The organism is Pseudomonas sp. 11/12A (assembly GCF_000800055.1).
GTDB lineage: Bacteria > Pseudomonadota > Gammaproteobacteria > Pseudomonadales > Pseudomonadaceae > Aquipseudomonas > Aquipseudomonas mohnii.
Genome location: NZ_JUGV01000001.1, coordinates 3,718,638 through 3,734,078, shown reverse-complemented (window position 1 = coordinate 3,734,078; position 15,441 = coordinate 3,718,638). Strand labels below are relative to the sequence as shown.

Here is a 15,441-nt window from a genome sequence, read left to right as displayed (position 1 = left end):
CGTCAAAAGTTTGCTTTAAAGGAACGGGGAAAACCGGTGGATCGCTCTCAGTTAATCAACAGTGCCCGCAGCAATATCGCTGACCTCAGTCGAGGCAATCTGGGTGTGCCGCTGTTGCTGCTGGTCATGCTGGCGATGATGATGTTGCCGGTGCCGCCGTTCCTGCTCGACGTGTTCTTCACTTTCAACATTGCCCTGTCGATCGTCGTGCTGCTGGTGTGCGTGTACGCCTTGCGGCCGCTGGATTTCGCGGTGTTCCCGACCATTCTGCTGGTGGCGACGTTGTTGCGGCTGGCGTTGAACGTGGCCTCCACGCGGGTGGTGATGCTCCATGGTCAGGACGGCCACGCCGCTGCCGGTAAGGTGATCCAGGCTTTCGGTGAGGTGGTGATCGGCGGTAACTACGTGGTCGGTATCGTGGTGTTTGCGATTCTGATGATCATCAACTTCGTCGTGGTGACCAAGGGTGCCGGACGCATCTCCGAGGTCAGCGCGCGTTTCACCCTGGACGCGATGCCCGGTAAACAGATGGCCATCGACGCCGACCTCAACGCCGGCCTGATCGATCAGAATCAAGCCAAGCTGCGCCGGATGGAAGTGGCTCAGGAAGCCGAGTTCTACGGTTCCATGGACGGTGCCAGCAAGTTTGTTCGCGGTGACGCCATTGCCGGCCTGCTGATTCTGTTCATCAACCTGATCGGCGGCATGGCGGTCGGGATCTTCCAGCACAACATGAACTTTGCCGATGCCGGCAAGGTGTACGCGCTGTTGACCATCGGTGACGGTTTGGTGGCGCAATTGCCATCACTGTTGTTGTCGACCGCTGCCGCGATCATGGTGACCCGTGCTTCCGGTTCGGAAGACATGGGCAAGCAGATCAATCGCCAGATGTTCGCCTCGCCCAAGGCGCTGGCGGTGGCCGCTGGCTTGATGGCGGTCATGGGCCTGGTGCCCGGCATGCCGCATTTCTCGTTCCTGAGCATGGCGGCCCTGGCGGCAGGCGGCGCCTACCTGTTCTGGAAGAAGCAGAACGTGTCCAAGGTCCAGGCGCTGCAAGAGGCCAAGCGTCAGCAAGAACTGTTGCCTTCGCCGGCTCGCGCCCAGGAAACCAAGGAACTGGGTTGGGACGATGTGACGCCTATCGACATGATCGGCCTGGAAGTGGGTTATCGCCTGATTCCGCTGGTGGACCGAAACCAGGGTGGCCAGTTGCTCGCGCGAATCAAGGGCGTGCGCAAGAAGCTCTCTCAGGACCTCGGGTTCCTGATGCCCACCGTGCATATACGTGACAACCTCGACCTGGCACCCAGTGCCTATCGCTTGACCCTCATGGGGGTGATCCTGGCCGAGGCGGAGATTTACCCGGAGCGCGAGTTGGCGATTAACCCGGGGCAGGTCTACGGGACGCTCAATGGCATCACCGCCAAAGATCCGGCTTTTGGCCTGGAGGCGGTCTGGATCGAAATCAGCCAGCGTGCACAGGCGCAATCGCTCGGCTATACCGTGGTCGATGCCAGTACAGTAGTGGCAACCCACTTGAACCAGATTTTGTACAAGCATTCGAGCGAGCTGATCGGCCACGAAGAAGTGCAGCAACTCATGCAGTTGCTGGCCAAAAGCTCGCCAAAACTGGCAGAAGAGCTGGTGCCGGGCGTGGTTTCGCTGTCGCAGTTGCTCAAGGTGCTGCAGGCGCTATTGGCCGAGCAGGTGCCGGTGCGGGACATTCGCAGCATCGCCGAAGCCATCGCGAACAATGCCGCCAAGAGTCAAGATACTGCCGCCTTGGTGGCCGCCGTGCGCGTCGGCGTATCCCGCGCAATCGTCCAAAGCATTGTAGGCACTGAGTCGCAGCTACCGGTTATCACTCTGGAGCCAAGGTTGGAACAAATATTGCTCAATAGTCTGCAGAAGGCAGGACAAGGCTCTGAAGAGGGCGTTCTGCTGGAGCCAAGCATGGCTGAGAAGCTGCAGCGCTCGTTGATCGATGCGGCACAGCGTCAAGAGATGCAAGGTCAACCGGTGATTCTGCTGGTCGCTGGTCCGGTTCGCGCGATGCTTTCGCGATTTGGCCGGCTGGCAGTCCCGGGTTTGCACGTGTTGGCTTACCAGGAAATTCCTGACAACAAGCAAGTGACCATCGTTGCGACAGTAGGGCCCAACGGCTGAGGTAGTGGTTTATGCAAGTTAAGCGTTTTTTCGCCGCCGATATGCGTCAGGCCATGAAGCTGGTTCGTGATGAGCTGGGCGCCGACGCCGCCATCATTGGCAACCGCCGTATCGCCGGTGGTGTCGAACTCACGGCTGCCCTGGATTACAAGCTGTCGGCGCTGGCCCCGCGTGTGCCGAACATGGAGCTTGAGGACGAGCTACGCAAGACGCAATCGCGGATCGTCACCGCCCAGGCTGAATTGAGCCTGCGAGGCGATGGCGAGAGCGACATTGGCACCAATCGTCAATTGTTCGCCGGCTTGCCGTTGACCGCTGCCGAGCCGTTGATCGAACCCACGTATGCCGAACCCCGCCGTCCTGCACCCGCTGCTGCGCCAGCGTCGAGTGGTGTGGACCCGCGGGCGTTGGACTCCATGCGTTTCGAACTCAACAGCTTGCGTGAGCTAATGGAAGTACAGCTCGGCTCCCTGGCCTGGAATCAACTGCAAGGCAGTCGTCCGGATCAGGCGAACCTGTGGCGCCGTTTGCAGCGCATCGGCCTGTCCGGCCCGTTGTCGCGGGATCTGCTGGCGCTGATCACCGATATCGACGAACCCCGTCAGGCCTGGCGCATGCTGCTGGCGCACCTGGCGCGGATGATCGCTACGCCGGAAATGGAGCCGCTGGAAGAGGGCGGCGTGATTGCCATGGTCGGCCCCGCCGGCATGGGCAAGACCACCACCCTGGCCAAGCTGGCCGCCCGTTACGTGCTCAAGTACGGCCCGCAGAACATCGCGCTGGTGAGCATGGACAGCTTCCGCATCGGTGCCCAGGAGCAGCTCAAGACCCTTGGTCGGATTCTCAATGTGTCGGTGACCCATGTCGATCCGGGGCAATCCCTTGTGCAGGCGCTGGATCCCTTGCTGCGCAAGCGCGTGGTGCTGATCGATACCGCCGGCCTGCAGGCCAGTGATCCGGCCCTGCGCATGCAGCTCGAAAGCCTGGCCGGTCGGGGCATCAAATCGAAAAATTATCTGGTTCTGGCAACCACCAGCCAGAAACAGGTTCTAACCGCCGCTTATCACAGTTACAAGCGCTGCGGGCTCGCCGGCTGCATCCTGACTAAACTGGATGAAACGGCCAGTCTGGGCGAGGTGTTGAGCCTGGCCATCAGTCATGAACTGCCGGTGGCCTACCTGACCGATGGCCCGCGGATTCCGGATGATTTGCATCTGCCGCGTCGTCATCAGTTGGTCAGTCGCGCCGTTAGCGTGCAAATGCAGGAAGAACCCAGCGAAGAAGCCATGGCTGACATGTTCGCTGACATCTACCACAGTCCGACAAAGCAGGTTGGCTGAGGTAAAAATGAATAGTTTTTGTACCTACATCGATGGTCTGCCATGCATTGTTCCGGTTGAGAACGCGCAGCCAGTAATGTGGCCTCCGTCTATGCAAGACAAGGTAAAGAAATAACATGGGCAGCATGCATCCCGTACAGGTGATCGCGGTGACCGGCGGCAAAGGTGGCGTCGGGAAGACTAACGTGTCAGTGAACTTGTCCCTGGCTTTAGCTGAGCTTGGCCGTCGCGTCATGCTGCTGGACGCCGACCTGGGGCTGGCGAACGTCGACGTTCTCCTGGGCCTGACACCCAAACGTACCCTGGCCGACGTAATCGAAGGCCGCTGCGAGCTGCGTGACGTCCTGTTGCAGGGGCCGGGCGGCATCCGCATCGTGCCGGCCGCGTCCGGCACCCAGAGCATGGTTCATCTGAGTCCGGCGCAACACGCCGGCCTGATCCAGGCCTTCAGCGACATCGGCGACAACCTCGACGTACTGGTGATCGACACCGCTGCGGGTATTGGTGACTCGGTAGTCAGTTTTGTCCGCGCGGCGCAGGAAGTCTTGCTGGTGGTCTGCGATGAGCCGACTTCGATCACCGACGCCTACGCCTTGATCAAATTGCTCAACCGCGATTACGGCATGAACCGTTTCCGGGTCCTGGCCAACATGGCGCAGAGCCCGCAGGAAGGCCGCAATTTGTTCGCCAAACTGACCAAGGTCACGGATCGCTTTCTCGACGTCGCCCTGCAATATGTCGGTGCCGTGCCTTACGACGAAAGCGTACGCAAGGCGGTACAGAAGCAACGTGCCGTCTACGAAGCGTTCCCGCGCTCCAAGTGCTCGCTGGCGTTCAAGGCTATAGCCCAGAAAGTCGACACCTGGCCGCTGCCTGCCAACCCGCGCGGACACCTGGAGTTTTTCGTTGAGCGCCTCGTGCAACAAACGGCAGGACCCGTGCTATGACCGCCAGCGGTTACAACCTTTACAAGAAGTCGGCACGTGACGCGCAGTACGAGTTGATCGAGCGTTACGCGCCACTGGTTAAACGCATTGCCTACCATTTGCTGGCGCGTCTGCCGGCCAGTGTCCAGGTCGAAGACCTGATCCAGGCCGGGATGATCGGCCTGCTGGAAGTGTCGGCCAAATACGACGCCAGCAAAGGCGCGAGTTTCGAAACGTACGCGGGCATACGAATCCGCGGCGCCATGCTCGATGAAGTGCGCAAGGGGGACTGGGCGCCTCGTTCGGTTCACCGCAACACGCGCATGGTCAGCGACGCAATTCGCTCGATTGAAGCTAAAACCGGCCGTGACGCTAAAGATCACGAAGTTGCGGCCGAACTCCAATTGAGTCTCGATGATTATTACGGGATTTTGAACGACACCCTGGGCAGCCGGTTGTTCAGCTTCGACGATCTGTTGCAGGACGGCGAACACGAAGGGCTGCACGAGGATGGCGCGAGTGCTCATCTCGAGCCGTCACGCGATCTGGAAGATGAACGCTTCCAGGCGGCGCTGGCGGATGCGATTGCCAATTTGCCGGAGCGCGAGCGACTGGTGTTGGCGCTGTACTACGACGAAGAGTTGAATCTCAAGGAAATCGGTGAGGTCCTGGGGGTTAGCGAATCTCGGGTCAGCCAGTTACACAGCCAGTGCGCGGCCCGCTTGCGGGGGCGTTTGGGAGAGTGGCGAGCGCGCTGAAGGCAGTGTGGGGACACTGCGACGTGACTGGTGGGGTATTAACCGCGCCGGTCTCGATCCGTTGTACTCCAGACTGTTATTAAGTGCTTTGCCAGATTGATTGAAATGGCGCGTCCAGGTGCTGGGCGCGTTTTAGTCTGCTTGGAGGTCGAATTGGACAAGAACATGAAAATCCTCATCGTTGATGACTTCTCAACGATGCGGCGGATCATAAAAAACCTGTTGCGTGACCTTGGGTTCACCAACACGGTCGAGGCCGACGATGGCACTACTGCCATTCCGGTTCTCAACAGCGGGAGCATCGACTTTCTGGTGACGGACTGGAACATGCCTGGCATGACCGGTATTGATCTGCTGCGCCACGTGCGTGCCGATGAAAAACTCAAGCATCTGCCAGTGTTGATGGTGACCGCGGAAGCCAAGCGCGAGCAGATCATCGAAGCGGCCCAGGCGGGCGTTAACGGCTATGTGGTCAAACCCTTCACGGCCCAGGCGTTGAAAGAAAAAATCGAGAAGATTTTCGAACGCATTGGTTGAACTGCGCCACGGGGGAGCTATGGGACATAACGAATCATCGCAGGGCGATTTCGAATCGACCCTGAAAAAACACGCCGTCGAACTGGTCGCGAGCCTTGAAAAAGGCAGGTTCGGCGATGCTGTGCAATTGATCCATGAGCTCAACCAGACCCGTGACCGCGGCCTGTACCAGGAAGTGGGCAAGCTCACCCGCGAGCTGCATAGTGCGATCGTCAATTTCCAGATTGACCCGCACATGCCGCAAGCCGAGGAGGTGTCACAGATCACCGACGCCACCGAGCGTCTGGGTTATGTGGTCAAGCTGACCGAGGCCGCAGCCAACCGCACCATGGACCTGGTGGAAACCGCCACGCCGCTGGTCAACAGCCTGGCTGATGAAGCCCAGGCCTTGAGCACGGACTGGGGGCGGTTCATGCGTCGCGAAGTCGGGGCTGAAGAGTTCCGCGAGCTGGCCCGGCGAGTCGACGGGTTCCTGTCGCGCAGCAGCGCAGACAACCGCGCGGTGTCGAGCAACCTGAACGACATCCTGCTTGCCCAGGATTACCAGGACCTCACCGGTCAGGTGATCAAGCGTGTGACCCTTCTGGTCACCGAAGTCGAAAGCAACCTGCTCAAGCTCGTGCTCATGGCCAGTCAGGTGGACCGCTTCGCGGGCATCGAACATGACCGTGAAGCGATGCTTGCAGAAAAAGATCCACAAAAACATCTCTCTCAGGGTGAAGGTCCGCAGATTCATGCCGATAAAAGAGAAGACGTTGTGTCCGGTCAGGACGATGTGGACGATTTGTTATCCAGCCTGGGATTTTAGCGTTTTAGAATTTTAGGTTTTTTGGGTTTTTAGACCTGTAGGAGCACCCCCTTAATGAGCTTCGGCGCCGATGAAGAGATCCTTCAGGATTTCCTGGTTGAGGCCGGCGAGATTCTAGAGCAACTGTCCGAGCAACTGGTCGAGCTGGAAAGCCGGCCGGATGATGCGGACTTGCTCAATGCAATTTTTCGCGGTTTTCACACTGTAAAAGGGGGCGCCGGCTTCCTTCAGCTCAATGAGCTGGTGGAGTGCTGTCACATCGCCGAGAACGTGTTCGACATCCTGCGCAAGGGCGAGCGTCGCGTTGACTCGGAATTGATGGACGTGGTTCTCGAAGCACTGGACGCGGTGAACGGCATGTTCGGCGAAGTCCGCGAGCGCAGTCCGATCACGGCGGCCACACCCGAATTGCTTGCGGCGCTGGCCCGTCTGGCCGAGCCGCAAACCGCTGACGAGGCGGCTCCTGCGCCCGCAGTTGAAGTGGTGCAAGAGCCTGTTGCCGAAAGCGACTCGGGCGACATCACCGACAACGAATTCGAACAACTGCTGGACTCGCTGAATGCCGTCAAGGCCCAGGCTGAAGCGCCAGTTGCTGCTCCAGTACCGGACGGCGCTGCCGCCGCCAGTGACGAAATCACCGATGCCGAGTTCGAGTCGTTGCTCGATCAACTGCACGGTAAAGGTCAGTTCGCCGTCGATGCGGTGGCGGCGCCTGCTGCGCCCACGGAACCGCAAGCCCCGAAAGAGGCGGGCGACAGCTCCGATATCACCGACGACGAATTCGAAGCCTTGCTCGATCAGTTGCACGGCAAGGGCAACTTTGCTGTCGATGCGCTGGAGTCGGCCATCGCTTCGGTACCAACGCCAGCAGCGCCAAACGCCGCGGCGGCGGGCAGCGATCTGATCAGCGATCACGAGTTCGAATCGCTGCTCGACGAATTGCACGGCAAAGGCAAGTTCACTGAAGTCGGTACTGCTACCGGCGCCAGTGCTTCGGTGGCGACGCCCGTGACCAAGGCCGCGGCCCCGAAACCGGTGGCGAAGGCTACCGAGCCTAAAGCCGAAGCACCGGCGCCAGCCGCGGCACCCGCGCCAGCCGCTGCACCGGCTCCGGCCCGCGCCCCGGCCTCGGCCCCGGCGCACGAAAAGCCGGCCAGTGAAGCAGAGACAACCGTGCGGGTCGACACCGCACGTCTCGACGAAATCATGAACATGGTCGGCGAATTGGTGTTGGTGCGTAACCGCCTGGTTCGCCTGGGTGCCAACAGCGCCGATGAGGCCATGTCCAAGGCTGTGTCGAACCTCGATGTGGTCACCGCCGATCTGCAGACCGCGGTCATGAAGACCCGGATGCAACCGATCAAGAAAGTCTTCGGGCGCTTCCCGCGTCTGGTTCGCGACCTGGCTCGCCAGCTCAAGAAAGAGATCAACCTGGAGCTGGTCGGCGAAGAAACCGACCTCGACAAGAACCTCGTCGAGGCCCTGGCCGACCCGTTGGTCCACTTGGTACGCAACGCAGTCGACCACGGTATCGAGTCGCCGGAAGAACGCGAAGCCTCGGGCAAGGCCCGCGGTGGCAAGGTAGTCCTGGCCGCGGAACAGGAAGGCGACCACATCCTGCTGTCGATCTCCGATGACGGCAAGGGCATGGACCCGAACGTCCTGCGTTCCATCGCGGTAAAACGCGGTGTGATGGACAAGGACGCGGCCGATCGCCTGAGCGACACCGAGTGCTACAACCTGATCTTCGCCCCGGGCTTCTCGACCAAGACCGAGATCTCCGACGTGTCGGGTCGTGGCGTGGGCATGGACGTGGTGAAAACCAAGATTTCCCAGCTCAACGGCTCGATCAACATCTACTCGGCCAAGGGCCAGGGTTCGAAGATCGTCATCAAGGTGCCATTGACCCTGGCGATCATGCCGACGCTGATGGTCATGCTCGGCAACCAGGCGTTCGCGTTCCCGCTGGTGAACGTCAACGAAATTTTCCACCTCGACCTGTCGACCACCAACGTCGTGGACGGCCAGGAAGTGGTGATCGTGCGGGACAAGGCGCTGCCGTTGTTCTACCTCAAACGCTGGCTGGTCAGCTCCGCCGCTCACGAAGAGCAGCGCGAGGGCCATGTGGTGATCCTTTCGGTGGGCACTCAGCGGATCGGCTTCGTCGTCGATCAACTGGTGGGCCAGGAAGAAGTGGTCATCAAGCCATTGGGCAAAATGCTCCAGGGAACCCCAGGCATGTCGGGCGCCACCATTACCGGTGACGGTCGCATCGCGCTGATTCTCGATGTTCCGAGCATGCTCAAGCGTTACGCCACGCGGCGTATTTGATTCTGATGGAGCGGGGCAACTGAGCCTCGCTCTGTCTAATGGAGTGTTTATGGCAGTCAAAGTCCTGGTGGTGGATGATTCGGGGTTTTTCCGCCGCCGCGTCTCGGAAATTCTTTCAGCGGATTCGAATATCCAGGTCGTCGGTACGGCGACCAACGGAAAAGAGGCGATCGATCAGGCGCTGGCCCTCAAGCCCGACGTGATCACCATGGACTACGAGATGCCGATGATGGATGGCATCACGGCAGTGCGGCACATCATGCAGCGCTGCCCGACTCCGGTCTTGATGTTTTCTTCGCTGACCCACGAAGGTGCCCGGGTCACCCTGGATGCGCTGGACGCCGGCGCGGTGGATTTCCTGCCGAAGAATTTCGAAGACATTTCGCGCAATCCCGAGAAGGTCAAGCAACTGCTGTGCGAGAAGATTCTCAGCATCTCGCGCAGTAACCGACGTATCAGCGCCTACACAGCACCGCCACCGGTCGCCGCCCCGACACCCGCGCCTTCGAGCGTTGGCAGTTATGGCGGCAACGTGCCTGTGCGTCCGGCACCGGCGCCGATTCCGGCTCGTGCTGCGCACGCGCCTTCGTCGCCAGCGCCAAAACGCAAGGCCTACAAACTGGTCGCCATCGGCACCTCCACCGGCGGTCCGGTTGCGCTGCAACGGGTATTGACCCAGTTGCCGGCCAATTTCCCTGCACCGATCGTGCTGATCCAGCACATGCCCGCAGCCTTCACCAAGGCATTCGCCGAGCGTCTGGACAAGCTCTGCCGCATCAGCGTCAAGGAAGCCGAAGACGGCGACATCTTGCGTCCGGGCCTGGCGCTGCTGGCGCCGGGTGGCAAGCAAATGATGATCGACGGCCGTGGCGCGGTGAAAATCCTGCCGGGCGACGAGCGTCTGAACTACAAACCGTGTGTCGACATCACCTTCGGTTCCGCCGCCAAGTCCTACGGTGACAAAGTTCTGGCGGTCGTGTTGACCGGGATGGGTGCCGACGGTCGTGAAGGTGCGCGCCTGCTCAAGCAGGGCGGCAGTTCGATCTGGGCCCAGGACGAAGCCAGTTGTGTGATCTACGGAATGCCGATGGCCATCGTCAAAGCCGAACTCGCCGACGCGGTGTATAGCCTCGACGACATTGGCCGGCACTTGGTCGAGGCGTGTGTCTGATGGATGTTCTCAGCCTGATCGGGATCATTCTGGCGTTCGTTGCCATCATTGGTGGCAACTTCCTCGAAGGCGGTCACCTCGGTGCATTGGCCAACGGCCCGGCGGCGTTGATCGTGCTCGGCGGGACCTTCGGCGCGGCGTTGCTGCAATCCCCGATTAGCGCCTTCAAGCGCGCCATACAGATTCTGGCGTGGATTCTGTTTCCGCCGCGCATCGATCTGGCCGGTGGCGTCGACCGTGTCGTCAACTGGAGCCTGACCGCGCGCAAGGAAGGCTTGCTCGGGCTGGAAGGCATGGCCGACACCGAACCCGACAACTACTCGCGCAAAGGCCTGCAACTGCTGGTCGACGGTGCCGAACCCGAGGCGATCCGCAGCATTCTGGAAGTCGATTTCTATACCCAGGAAAGCCGTGACATCGAAGCCGCCAAGGTCTTCGAAAGCATGGGCGGTTACGCACCCACCATCGGCATCATCGGTGCGGTGATGGGCCTGATTCACGTCATGGGCAATCTGGGGGATCCGTCGCAACTGGGCAGCGGAATCGCCGTGGCCTTCGTCGCCACCATCTATGGCGTGGCCAGTGCCAACTTGGTGCTGTTGCCGATTGCCGCGAAACTCAAATCCATCGCGCTGCGCCAATCGCGTTATCGCGAAATGCTGCTGGAAGGCATCCTGTCGATCGCCGAAGGTGAAAACCCTCGCTCCATTGAGTTGAAGCTTCAGGGCTTCATGGATTGATGGGGGTAATGAACTATGGCACGTCGTCGCCAGCATGAAGAGCATGTAAACCATGAACGTTGGCTGGTTTCCTACGCCGACTTCATCACCTTGCTCTTTGCCTTCTTCGTGGTGATGTACTCGATCTCTTCGATCAACGAAGGCAAGTACAAGGTTATTTCCCAAGCGCTGATCGGTGTCTTCACCGACGCCGATCGCTCCTTGAAACCCATTCCGATCGGCGAGGAACGGCCTAAGACCGTGACCCCGGCCAAGCCACTGGTCCAGGACAGTGATCAGGTCGATGCCGGTGTCGCGGGCACCAGCGATCCACTCAAAAGCATCGCCGACGACATCAGTGCGGCGTTCGGCGACTTGATCAGCTCCAATCAGATGACTGTGCGCGGCAACGAGTTGTGGGTCGAGATCGAACTCAATTCCAGCCTTTTGTTTGGCAGTGGCGACGCCATGCCGAGCGACATCGCGTTCAACATCATCGACAAGGTCGCCGCGATTCTGAAGCCGTTCGACAACCCGATTCATGTCGAGGGTTTCACCGACGATCAACCGATTCGCACGTCGCAGTACCCGACCAACTGGGAACTGTCTTCGGCCCGTTCGGCCAGCATCGTGCGCATGCTCGCGATGCAGGGGGTCAACCCGAGTCGTCTGGCGTCGGTGGGGTATGGCGAATTCCAGCCAGTGGCCAATAACGCCACGGTGGAAGGCCGGGCGCGCAATCGTCGGGTGGTGCTGGTGGTGTCGCGTAATCTCGATGTGCGACGCAGCCTCACGGGTACCGGAACCGCCAATGCGCAACCCGACGCCGCGTTGAAGCGTGCTGGCACACAAACTGCACCGACCCCGGTCAAGTCGCCGGGACGAGAGGGTGCCGTCAATTCTCCGTCACCCGCATTAACACGTTGAGCTATTTCTCGGTCGATCCAATCGGCCGGGAGGAACAATCCGAATGAGAGTCTGGGCAGTCGCCAATCAAAAGGGTGGTGTCGGTAAAACCACTTCCTCTATCGCTTTAGCCGGATTGCTGGCCGAGGCGGGCAAGCGCGTGGTCGTGGTCGATCTCGACCCCCACGGCTCCATGACCAGCTATTTCGGTTACGACCCCGACACCCTGGAACACAGCAACTACGACCTTTTCCTGCACAAGGGCAGCGTCCCTGAGGGCCTGCCCGGCCAGTTGTTGCTGTCCACCAGCGACGAACGCATTTCCCTGCTGCCATCGAGTACGGCGCTGGCGACCCTTGAGCGTCAGTCACCGGGCCAGAGTGGCCTGGGCCTGGTGATTGCCAAGAGCCTGGCGCAATTGTGGCAAGACTTCGACTACGCGGTAATCGACAGCCCGCCGCTGCTCGGCGTGCTGATGGTCAATGCCTTGGCGGCGAGCCAGCAGCTGGTGATCCCGGTGCAGACCGAACACCTCGCGGTGAAAGGCCTGGAGCGTATGGTCAACACCCTGGCGATGATCAACCGGTCACGCAAACAGGAATTGCCGTTCACCATCGTGCCGACCTTGTTCGATCGCCGAACGCAAGCGTCTCTGGGCACGCTGCGTGTCCTGCGCGACAAATTCCCTGATGACATCTGGCAAGGCTACATTCCGGTGGACACGCGATTGCGCGATGCCAGCCGGGCAGGGCTGACGCCTTCGCAATTCGACGGGAAAAGCCGGGGCGTTCTTGCCTACCGTGCGTTGCTCAAGCATTTGCTGGCGGCGCAACTTGTTCCGCAGGTGGCGTGAGATGAATCCAGTCCCTGTAGGAGCGAGCTTGCTCGCGATGGATGACAACGATAACGCGGGCTTCCTGGGGATGGGCGTCGCTCATACCTTTATCGTGAGCAAGCTCGCTCCGGCAAGGGGGCAGCCATGAACCGGCCGGTGAAGACCACCTCGCGTCCGCAACTGGCGCTCCAGTCTTATCTGGACAGCTTGCTGATGGAGGCGACCGAAGAACTGCCGGTTGAAGTTCAAGCGCTTGCTGAAATCGTCGAAGTTGTCGAAGCGATTGAAGTCGAAGCTGCGCTGGACGAGTTCCAGGCGGCCGTGCTCGAAGAGCAGGCCCGTGATGCACAGAAAGCCGCCGTCGCTGCTGCCCCGGAACTGACACCTTCAGTACCGAAGCCGGCAGTCGCCGTGCTCGAAGCACCGGCCCCCGTTCTGGCGCCGGTGTCGACCATCGCGCCGTTGCTGCAGGCACTGGTCCCGCGACCCGATGAAATGCATCAAGCCTTGGTGCCGCCGGTCGTCGAAGTGCATCTGCCGCCGGTCACACCGCCACCGGAGGAAACCGATGGCCGTCCGTCCTGGGCCGCCGAACCGTTCGAATGCCTGCTGTTCGATGTCGCTGGCTTGACCCTGGCGGTGCCGCTGGTGTGCCTGGGGTCGATCTACCCGCTGGCGGGGCACGAACTGACGCCGTTGTTCGGCCAGCCGGAATGGTTCCTTGGCATCCTGCCGAGCCAGGCGGGCAATCTGAAGGTGTTGGACACTGCGCGTTGGGTCATGCCCGACCGTTATCGCGATGACTTCCGCCAGGGCCTGCAATACGTCATTTCGGTCCAGGGCTACGAGTGGGGGTTGGCGGTGCATCAAGTCAGCCACTCGTTGCGACTGGACCCGAACGAAATCAAATGGCGCAGCCATCGTGGCCAACGGCCATGGCTGGCGGGCACCGTGATTGAACACATGTGTGCATTGCTCGACGTTTCCGCGCTGGCCGAGCTGATCGCCAGCGGTGGGGCCAAGCACATGGGCGGCAGCAAGCCGGCTCACAAACCTACATAACAGAACAATACCGCTAGGGCGGTTTCTTGAGGGGTCAGGGTATGAATGATAAGGCGACGGCGGCAAAGGGTTCCGAAGATCCGATCCTGCAATGGGTCACCTTCAAACTGGACAACGAAACCTACGGCATCAACGTGATGCGCGTTCAGGAAGTCCTGCGCTACACCGAAATCGCTCCGGTTCCGGGTGCACCGAGTTACGTGCTGGGCATCATCAACCTGCGCGGTAACGTGGTCACCGTGATCGACACCCGTCAGCGCTTCGGCCTGATGAACGCCGAAATCAGCGACAACACCCGTATCGTGATCATCGAAGCCGACAAGCAAGTGGTCGGGATCATGGTCGACAGCGTGGCCGAAGTGGTTTACCTGCGTCAGTCGGAAATCGAAACCGCGCCGAACGTGGGTAACGAAGAGTCCGCCAAGTTCATTCAAGGCGTGTGCAACAAGAACAACGAACTGCTGATCCTGGTCGAACTCGACAAGATGATGAGCGAAGAAGAATGGTCGGAACTGGAGAGTATCTGATTGATTCTTGAGGTGGCGGTCATTGTCCTGTTCCTGTTTTGGGCAGGCACGCTGGCAATGTTTCTGGCGTACATTCGCGGTCAGCGACTGATTGCTGCGCAACAGGCCCAGAGTGATGTGCTGCGTGATCAGCGCATCAAGGAGCTGGCCAAGCGCGTCGACAATTACCAGAACGGTAGCGTGCGCATGGGTGAAGACCTGCACGAACTGCGCGCGATCGTCGCGCCTTTGCCGGACAAGCTGGCCCAGCTGGAACAGCGCGACCCTTCCAGCCTGTCGTTCGCCCAGGCGGCACGACTGGTCGGAATGGGCGCAAGCGTCGACGAACTGACCCAGTCCTGCGGCTTGACCCAGGCTGAGGCGGAGTTGATGAGCAAGTTGCACAAGAGTAGTTAAAAGCGAGTAGGAGCGAGCCTGCTCGCGATGGGCGTTAACGATAACGCGTGCTCTCTGAATCAACGCGGCGAGCTTGAGTCCATCGCGAGCAGGCTCGCTCCTACATTTGATTTTCAGTGAACACCGATTTTGTGACCGGCCTGAAACCACTGTAGGAGCGAGCCTGCTCGCGATGGGCGTTAACGATAACGCGGGCTCTCTGAATCAACGCGGCGAGCTTGAGTCCATCGCGAGCCGGCTCGCTCCTACATTTGATTGTCAGTGAACACCGATTTTGTGACCGGCCTGAAACCACTGTAGGAGCGAGCCTGCTCGCGATGGTCGTTAACGATAACGCGGGCTCTCTGAATCAACGCGTTGCACTTGAATCCATCGTCGTTATTCAACGACGCTTGGTTGAGTGAGTCTCAATGCCAGGGAGGCATATGTACGACATTTTGCGTGGTACACCGCTGTGGGTTTATGCGGTCTTTTTTATCCTGACTTACTACGGTGTGCGCGGCTGTTTCAAGAGTCATGAATCGAAAAGGTCGCTGCAGTTCACGCCGGCGGTATTTGTCGCCATTTCCCTGGTTTCGTTGAATTTCTCCCAAGGCGCTGCAATCCCGCTCTCGGTATATGCGTTGGGAATGCTGGCAGGCTGGGTTCTGGCACTGCGCTTTTATTCGTATCAAGGCGTAGTACGCGATGGAGAACGTCTAGTGCTGAATGGCACTGCCAAGGTGCTACTTGTGTATTGGGCGTTCTTTGCTTGGCGTTACTACAGCGGATATCAAGAGGCCATGTACCCGGAACTCGTTGATGGCGTGTCGGCGGTCGCAACGTCCGCACTGGCGTCAGGCATCATCAACGGTCTGATCGTTGGTCGCAGCCTCAGGCTTTTGCGTTTTTTCAAGGCCGATACCGGTGCGAGGGTGCCCTTGTAGGAGCGAGCCTGCTCGCGATGGTCGTTAACGATA

At 59.9% G+C, this 15,441-nt stretch carries 15 protein-coding genes; all 15 read left to right on the top strand.

The window, feature by feature from the left end:
• Positions 1 to 36 precede the first annotated feature (36 nt).
• Positions 37 to 2,166 carry a flagellar biosynthesis protein FlhA gene (gene flhA, locus GQ39_RS17170; protein WP_047531969.1) on the top strand — a complete coding sequence of 710 codons (2,130 nt, stop codon included), beginning with the start codon at positions 37 to 39 and terminating at the stop codon, positions 2,164 to 2,166.
• Positions 2,167 to 2,177: 11 nt separating this feature from the next.
• Positions 2,178 to 3,506 (top strand): flagellar biosynthesis protein FlhF, encoded by a 1,329-nt coding sequence (gene flhF / locus GQ39_RS17165; RefSeq protein ID WP_047531967.1) that lies wholly within the window; start codon positions 2,178 to 2,180, stop codon positions 3,504 to 3,506.
• A 116-nt stretch (positions 3,507 to 3,622) separates the two neighbouring features.
• Entirely contained in the window at positions 3,623 to 4,453 is an 831-nt protein-coding gene (gene fleN / locus GQ39_RS17160; protein ID WP_008001746.1) for a flagellar synthesis regulator FleN, read from the top strand.
• Complete coding sequence (gene fliA, locus GQ39_RS17155) at positions 4,450 to 5,190, top strand: RNA polymerase sigma factor FliA (protein ID WP_047531963.1); 741 nt, start codon at positions 4,450 to 4,452, stop codon at positions 5,188 to 5,190. The genes fleN and fliA overlap by 4 nt, the downstream gene beginning before the upstream one ends.
• 165 nt (positions 5,191 to 5,355) lie before the next feature.
• A complete protein-coding gene (locus tag GQ39_RS17150; protein WP_003183998.1) occupies positions 5,356 to 5,727 on the top strand; it encodes a chemotaxis response regulator CheY in 372 nt (123 codons plus the stop codon).
• A gap of 19 nt (positions 5,728 to 5,746) precedes the next feature.
• Positions 5,747 to 6,535: a protein phosphatase CheZ gene (locus GQ39_RS17145; RefSeq protein ID WP_047531959.1), complete on the top strand. Its 789-nt coding sequence runs from the start codon at positions 5,747 to 5,749 to the stop codon at positions 6,533 to 6,535.
• A gap of 54 nt (positions 6,536 to 6,589) precedes the next feature.
• Positions 6,590 to 8,866, top strand: a complete 2,277-nt coding sequence (locus GQ39_RS17140) for a chemotaxis protein CheA (protein WP_047531956.1) — start codon at positions 6,590 to 6,592, stop codon at positions 8,864 to 8,866.
• A gap of 49 nt (positions 8,867 to 8,915) precedes the next feature.
• Positions 8,916 to 10,037: a protein-glutamate methylesterase/protein-glutamine glutaminase gene (locus GQ39_RS17135; protein ID WP_047531955.1), complete on the top strand. Its 1,122-nt coding sequence runs from the start codon at positions 8,916 to 8,918 to the stop codon at positions 10,035 to 10,037.
• Positions 10,037 to 10,777: a flagellar motor protein gene (locus tag GQ39_RS17130; protein WP_047531953.1), complete on the top strand. Its 741-nt coding sequence runs from the start codon at positions 10,037 to 10,039 to the stop codon at positions 10,775 to 10,777. Before GQ39_RS17135 ends, GQ39_RS17130 begins: the two co-directional genes overlap by 1 nt.
• Positions 10,778 to 10,792: 15 nt before the next feature.
• On the top strand, positions 10,793 to 11,683 hold the full coding sequence (motD, locus tag GQ39_RS17125; RefSeq protein ID WP_047531952.1) for a flagellar motor protein MotD: 891 nt from the start codon (positions 10,793 to 10,795) through the stop codon (positions 11,681 to 11,683).
• Positions 11,684 to 11,726: 43 nt separating this feature from the next.
• Positions 11,727 to 12,515, top strand: coding sequence for a ParA family protein (locus tag GQ39_RS17120; protein ID WP_047531951.1), 789 nt, complete (start codon positions 11,727 to 11,729; stop codon positions 12,513 to 12,515).
• Positions 12,516 to 12,641: 126 nt separating this feature from the next.
• Positions 12,642 to 13,559: a CheW domain-containing protein gene (locus GQ39_RS17115; protein WP_047531950.1), complete on the top strand. Its 918-nt coding sequence runs from the start codon at positions 12,642 to 12,644 to the stop codon at positions 13,557 to 13,559.
• A gap of 41 nt (positions 13,560 to 13,600) precedes the next feature.
• Complete coding sequence (locus tag GQ39_RS17110) at positions 13,601 to 14,086, top strand: chemotaxis protein CheW (protein WP_007980742.1); 486 nt, start codon at positions 13,601 to 13,603, stop codon at positions 14,084 to 14,086.
• Positions 14,087 to 14,482 carry a DUF2802 domain-containing protein gene (locus tag GQ39_RS17105; protein WP_047531949.1) on the top strand — a complete coding sequence of 132 codons (396 nt, stop codon included), beginning with the start codon at positions 14,087 to 14,089 and terminating at the stop codon, positions 14,480 to 14,482.
• A 425-nt stretch (positions 14,483 to 14,907) separates the two neighbouring features.
• Positions 14,908 to 15,408: a hypothetical protein gene (locus GQ39_RS17100; protein ID WP_047531948.1), complete on the top strand. Its 501-nt coding sequence runs from the start codon at positions 14,908 to 14,910 to the stop codon at positions 15,406 to 15,408.
• Positions 15,409 to 15,441: the final 33 nt, after the last annotated feature.

Excerpts from the sequence above, each read along its gene's own strand:
- GQ39_RS17150 (WP_003183998.1), top strand. The coding sequence starts at position 5,356 with ATGAAAATCCTCATCGTTGATGACTTCTCAACGATGCGGCGGATCATA.
- motD (WP_047531952.1), top strand. The coding sequence starts at position 10,793 with ATGGCACGTCGTCGCCAGCATGAAGAGCATGTAAACCATGAACGTTGG.
- GQ39_RS17100 (WP_047531948.1), top strand. The coding sequence starts at position 14,908 with ATGTACGACATTTTGCGTGGTACACCGCTGTGGGTTTATGCGGTCTTT.
- GQ39_RS17135 (WP_047531955.1), top strand. The coding sequence starts at position 8,916 with ATGGCAGTCAAAGTCCTGGTGGTGGATGATTCGGGGTTTTTCCGCCGC.
- GQ39_RS17140 (WP_047531956.1), top strand. The coding sequence starts at position 6,590 with ATGAGCTTCGGCGCCGATGAAGAGATCCTTCAGGATTTCCTGGTTGAG.
- GQ39_RS17120 (WP_047531951.1), top strand. The coding sequence starts at position 11,727 with ATGAGAGTCTGGGCAGTCGCCAATCAAAAGGGTGGTGTCGGTAAAACC.
- GQ39_RS17130 (WP_047531953.1), top strand. The coding sequence starts at position 10,037 with ATGGATGTTCTCAGCCTGATCGGGATCATTCTGGCGTTCGTTGCCATC.
- fliA (WP_047531963.1), top strand. The coding sequence starts at position 4,450 with ATGACCGCCAGCGGTTACAACCTTTACAAGAAGTCGGCACGTGACGCG.
- GQ39_RS17110 (WP_007980742.1), top strand. The coding sequence starts at position 13,601 with ATGAATGATAAGGCGACGGCGGCAAAGGGTTCCGAAGATCCGATCCTG.
- fleN (WP_008001746.1), top strand. The coding sequence starts at position 3,623 with ATGGGCAGCATGCATCCCGTACAGGTGATCGCGGTGACCGGCGGCAAA.
- GQ39_RS17145 (WP_047531959.1), top strand. The coding sequence starts at position 5,747 with ATGGGACATAACGAATCATCGCAGGGCGATTTCGAATCGACCCTGAAA.
- flhF (WP_047531967.1), top strand. The coding sequence starts at position 2,178 with ATGCAAGTTAAGCGTTTTTTCGCCGCCGATATGCGTCAGGCCATGAAG.
- GQ39_RS17115 (WP_047531950.1), top strand. The coding sequence starts at position 12,642 with ATGAACCGGCCGGTGAAGACCACCTCGCGTCCGCAACTGGCGCTCCAG.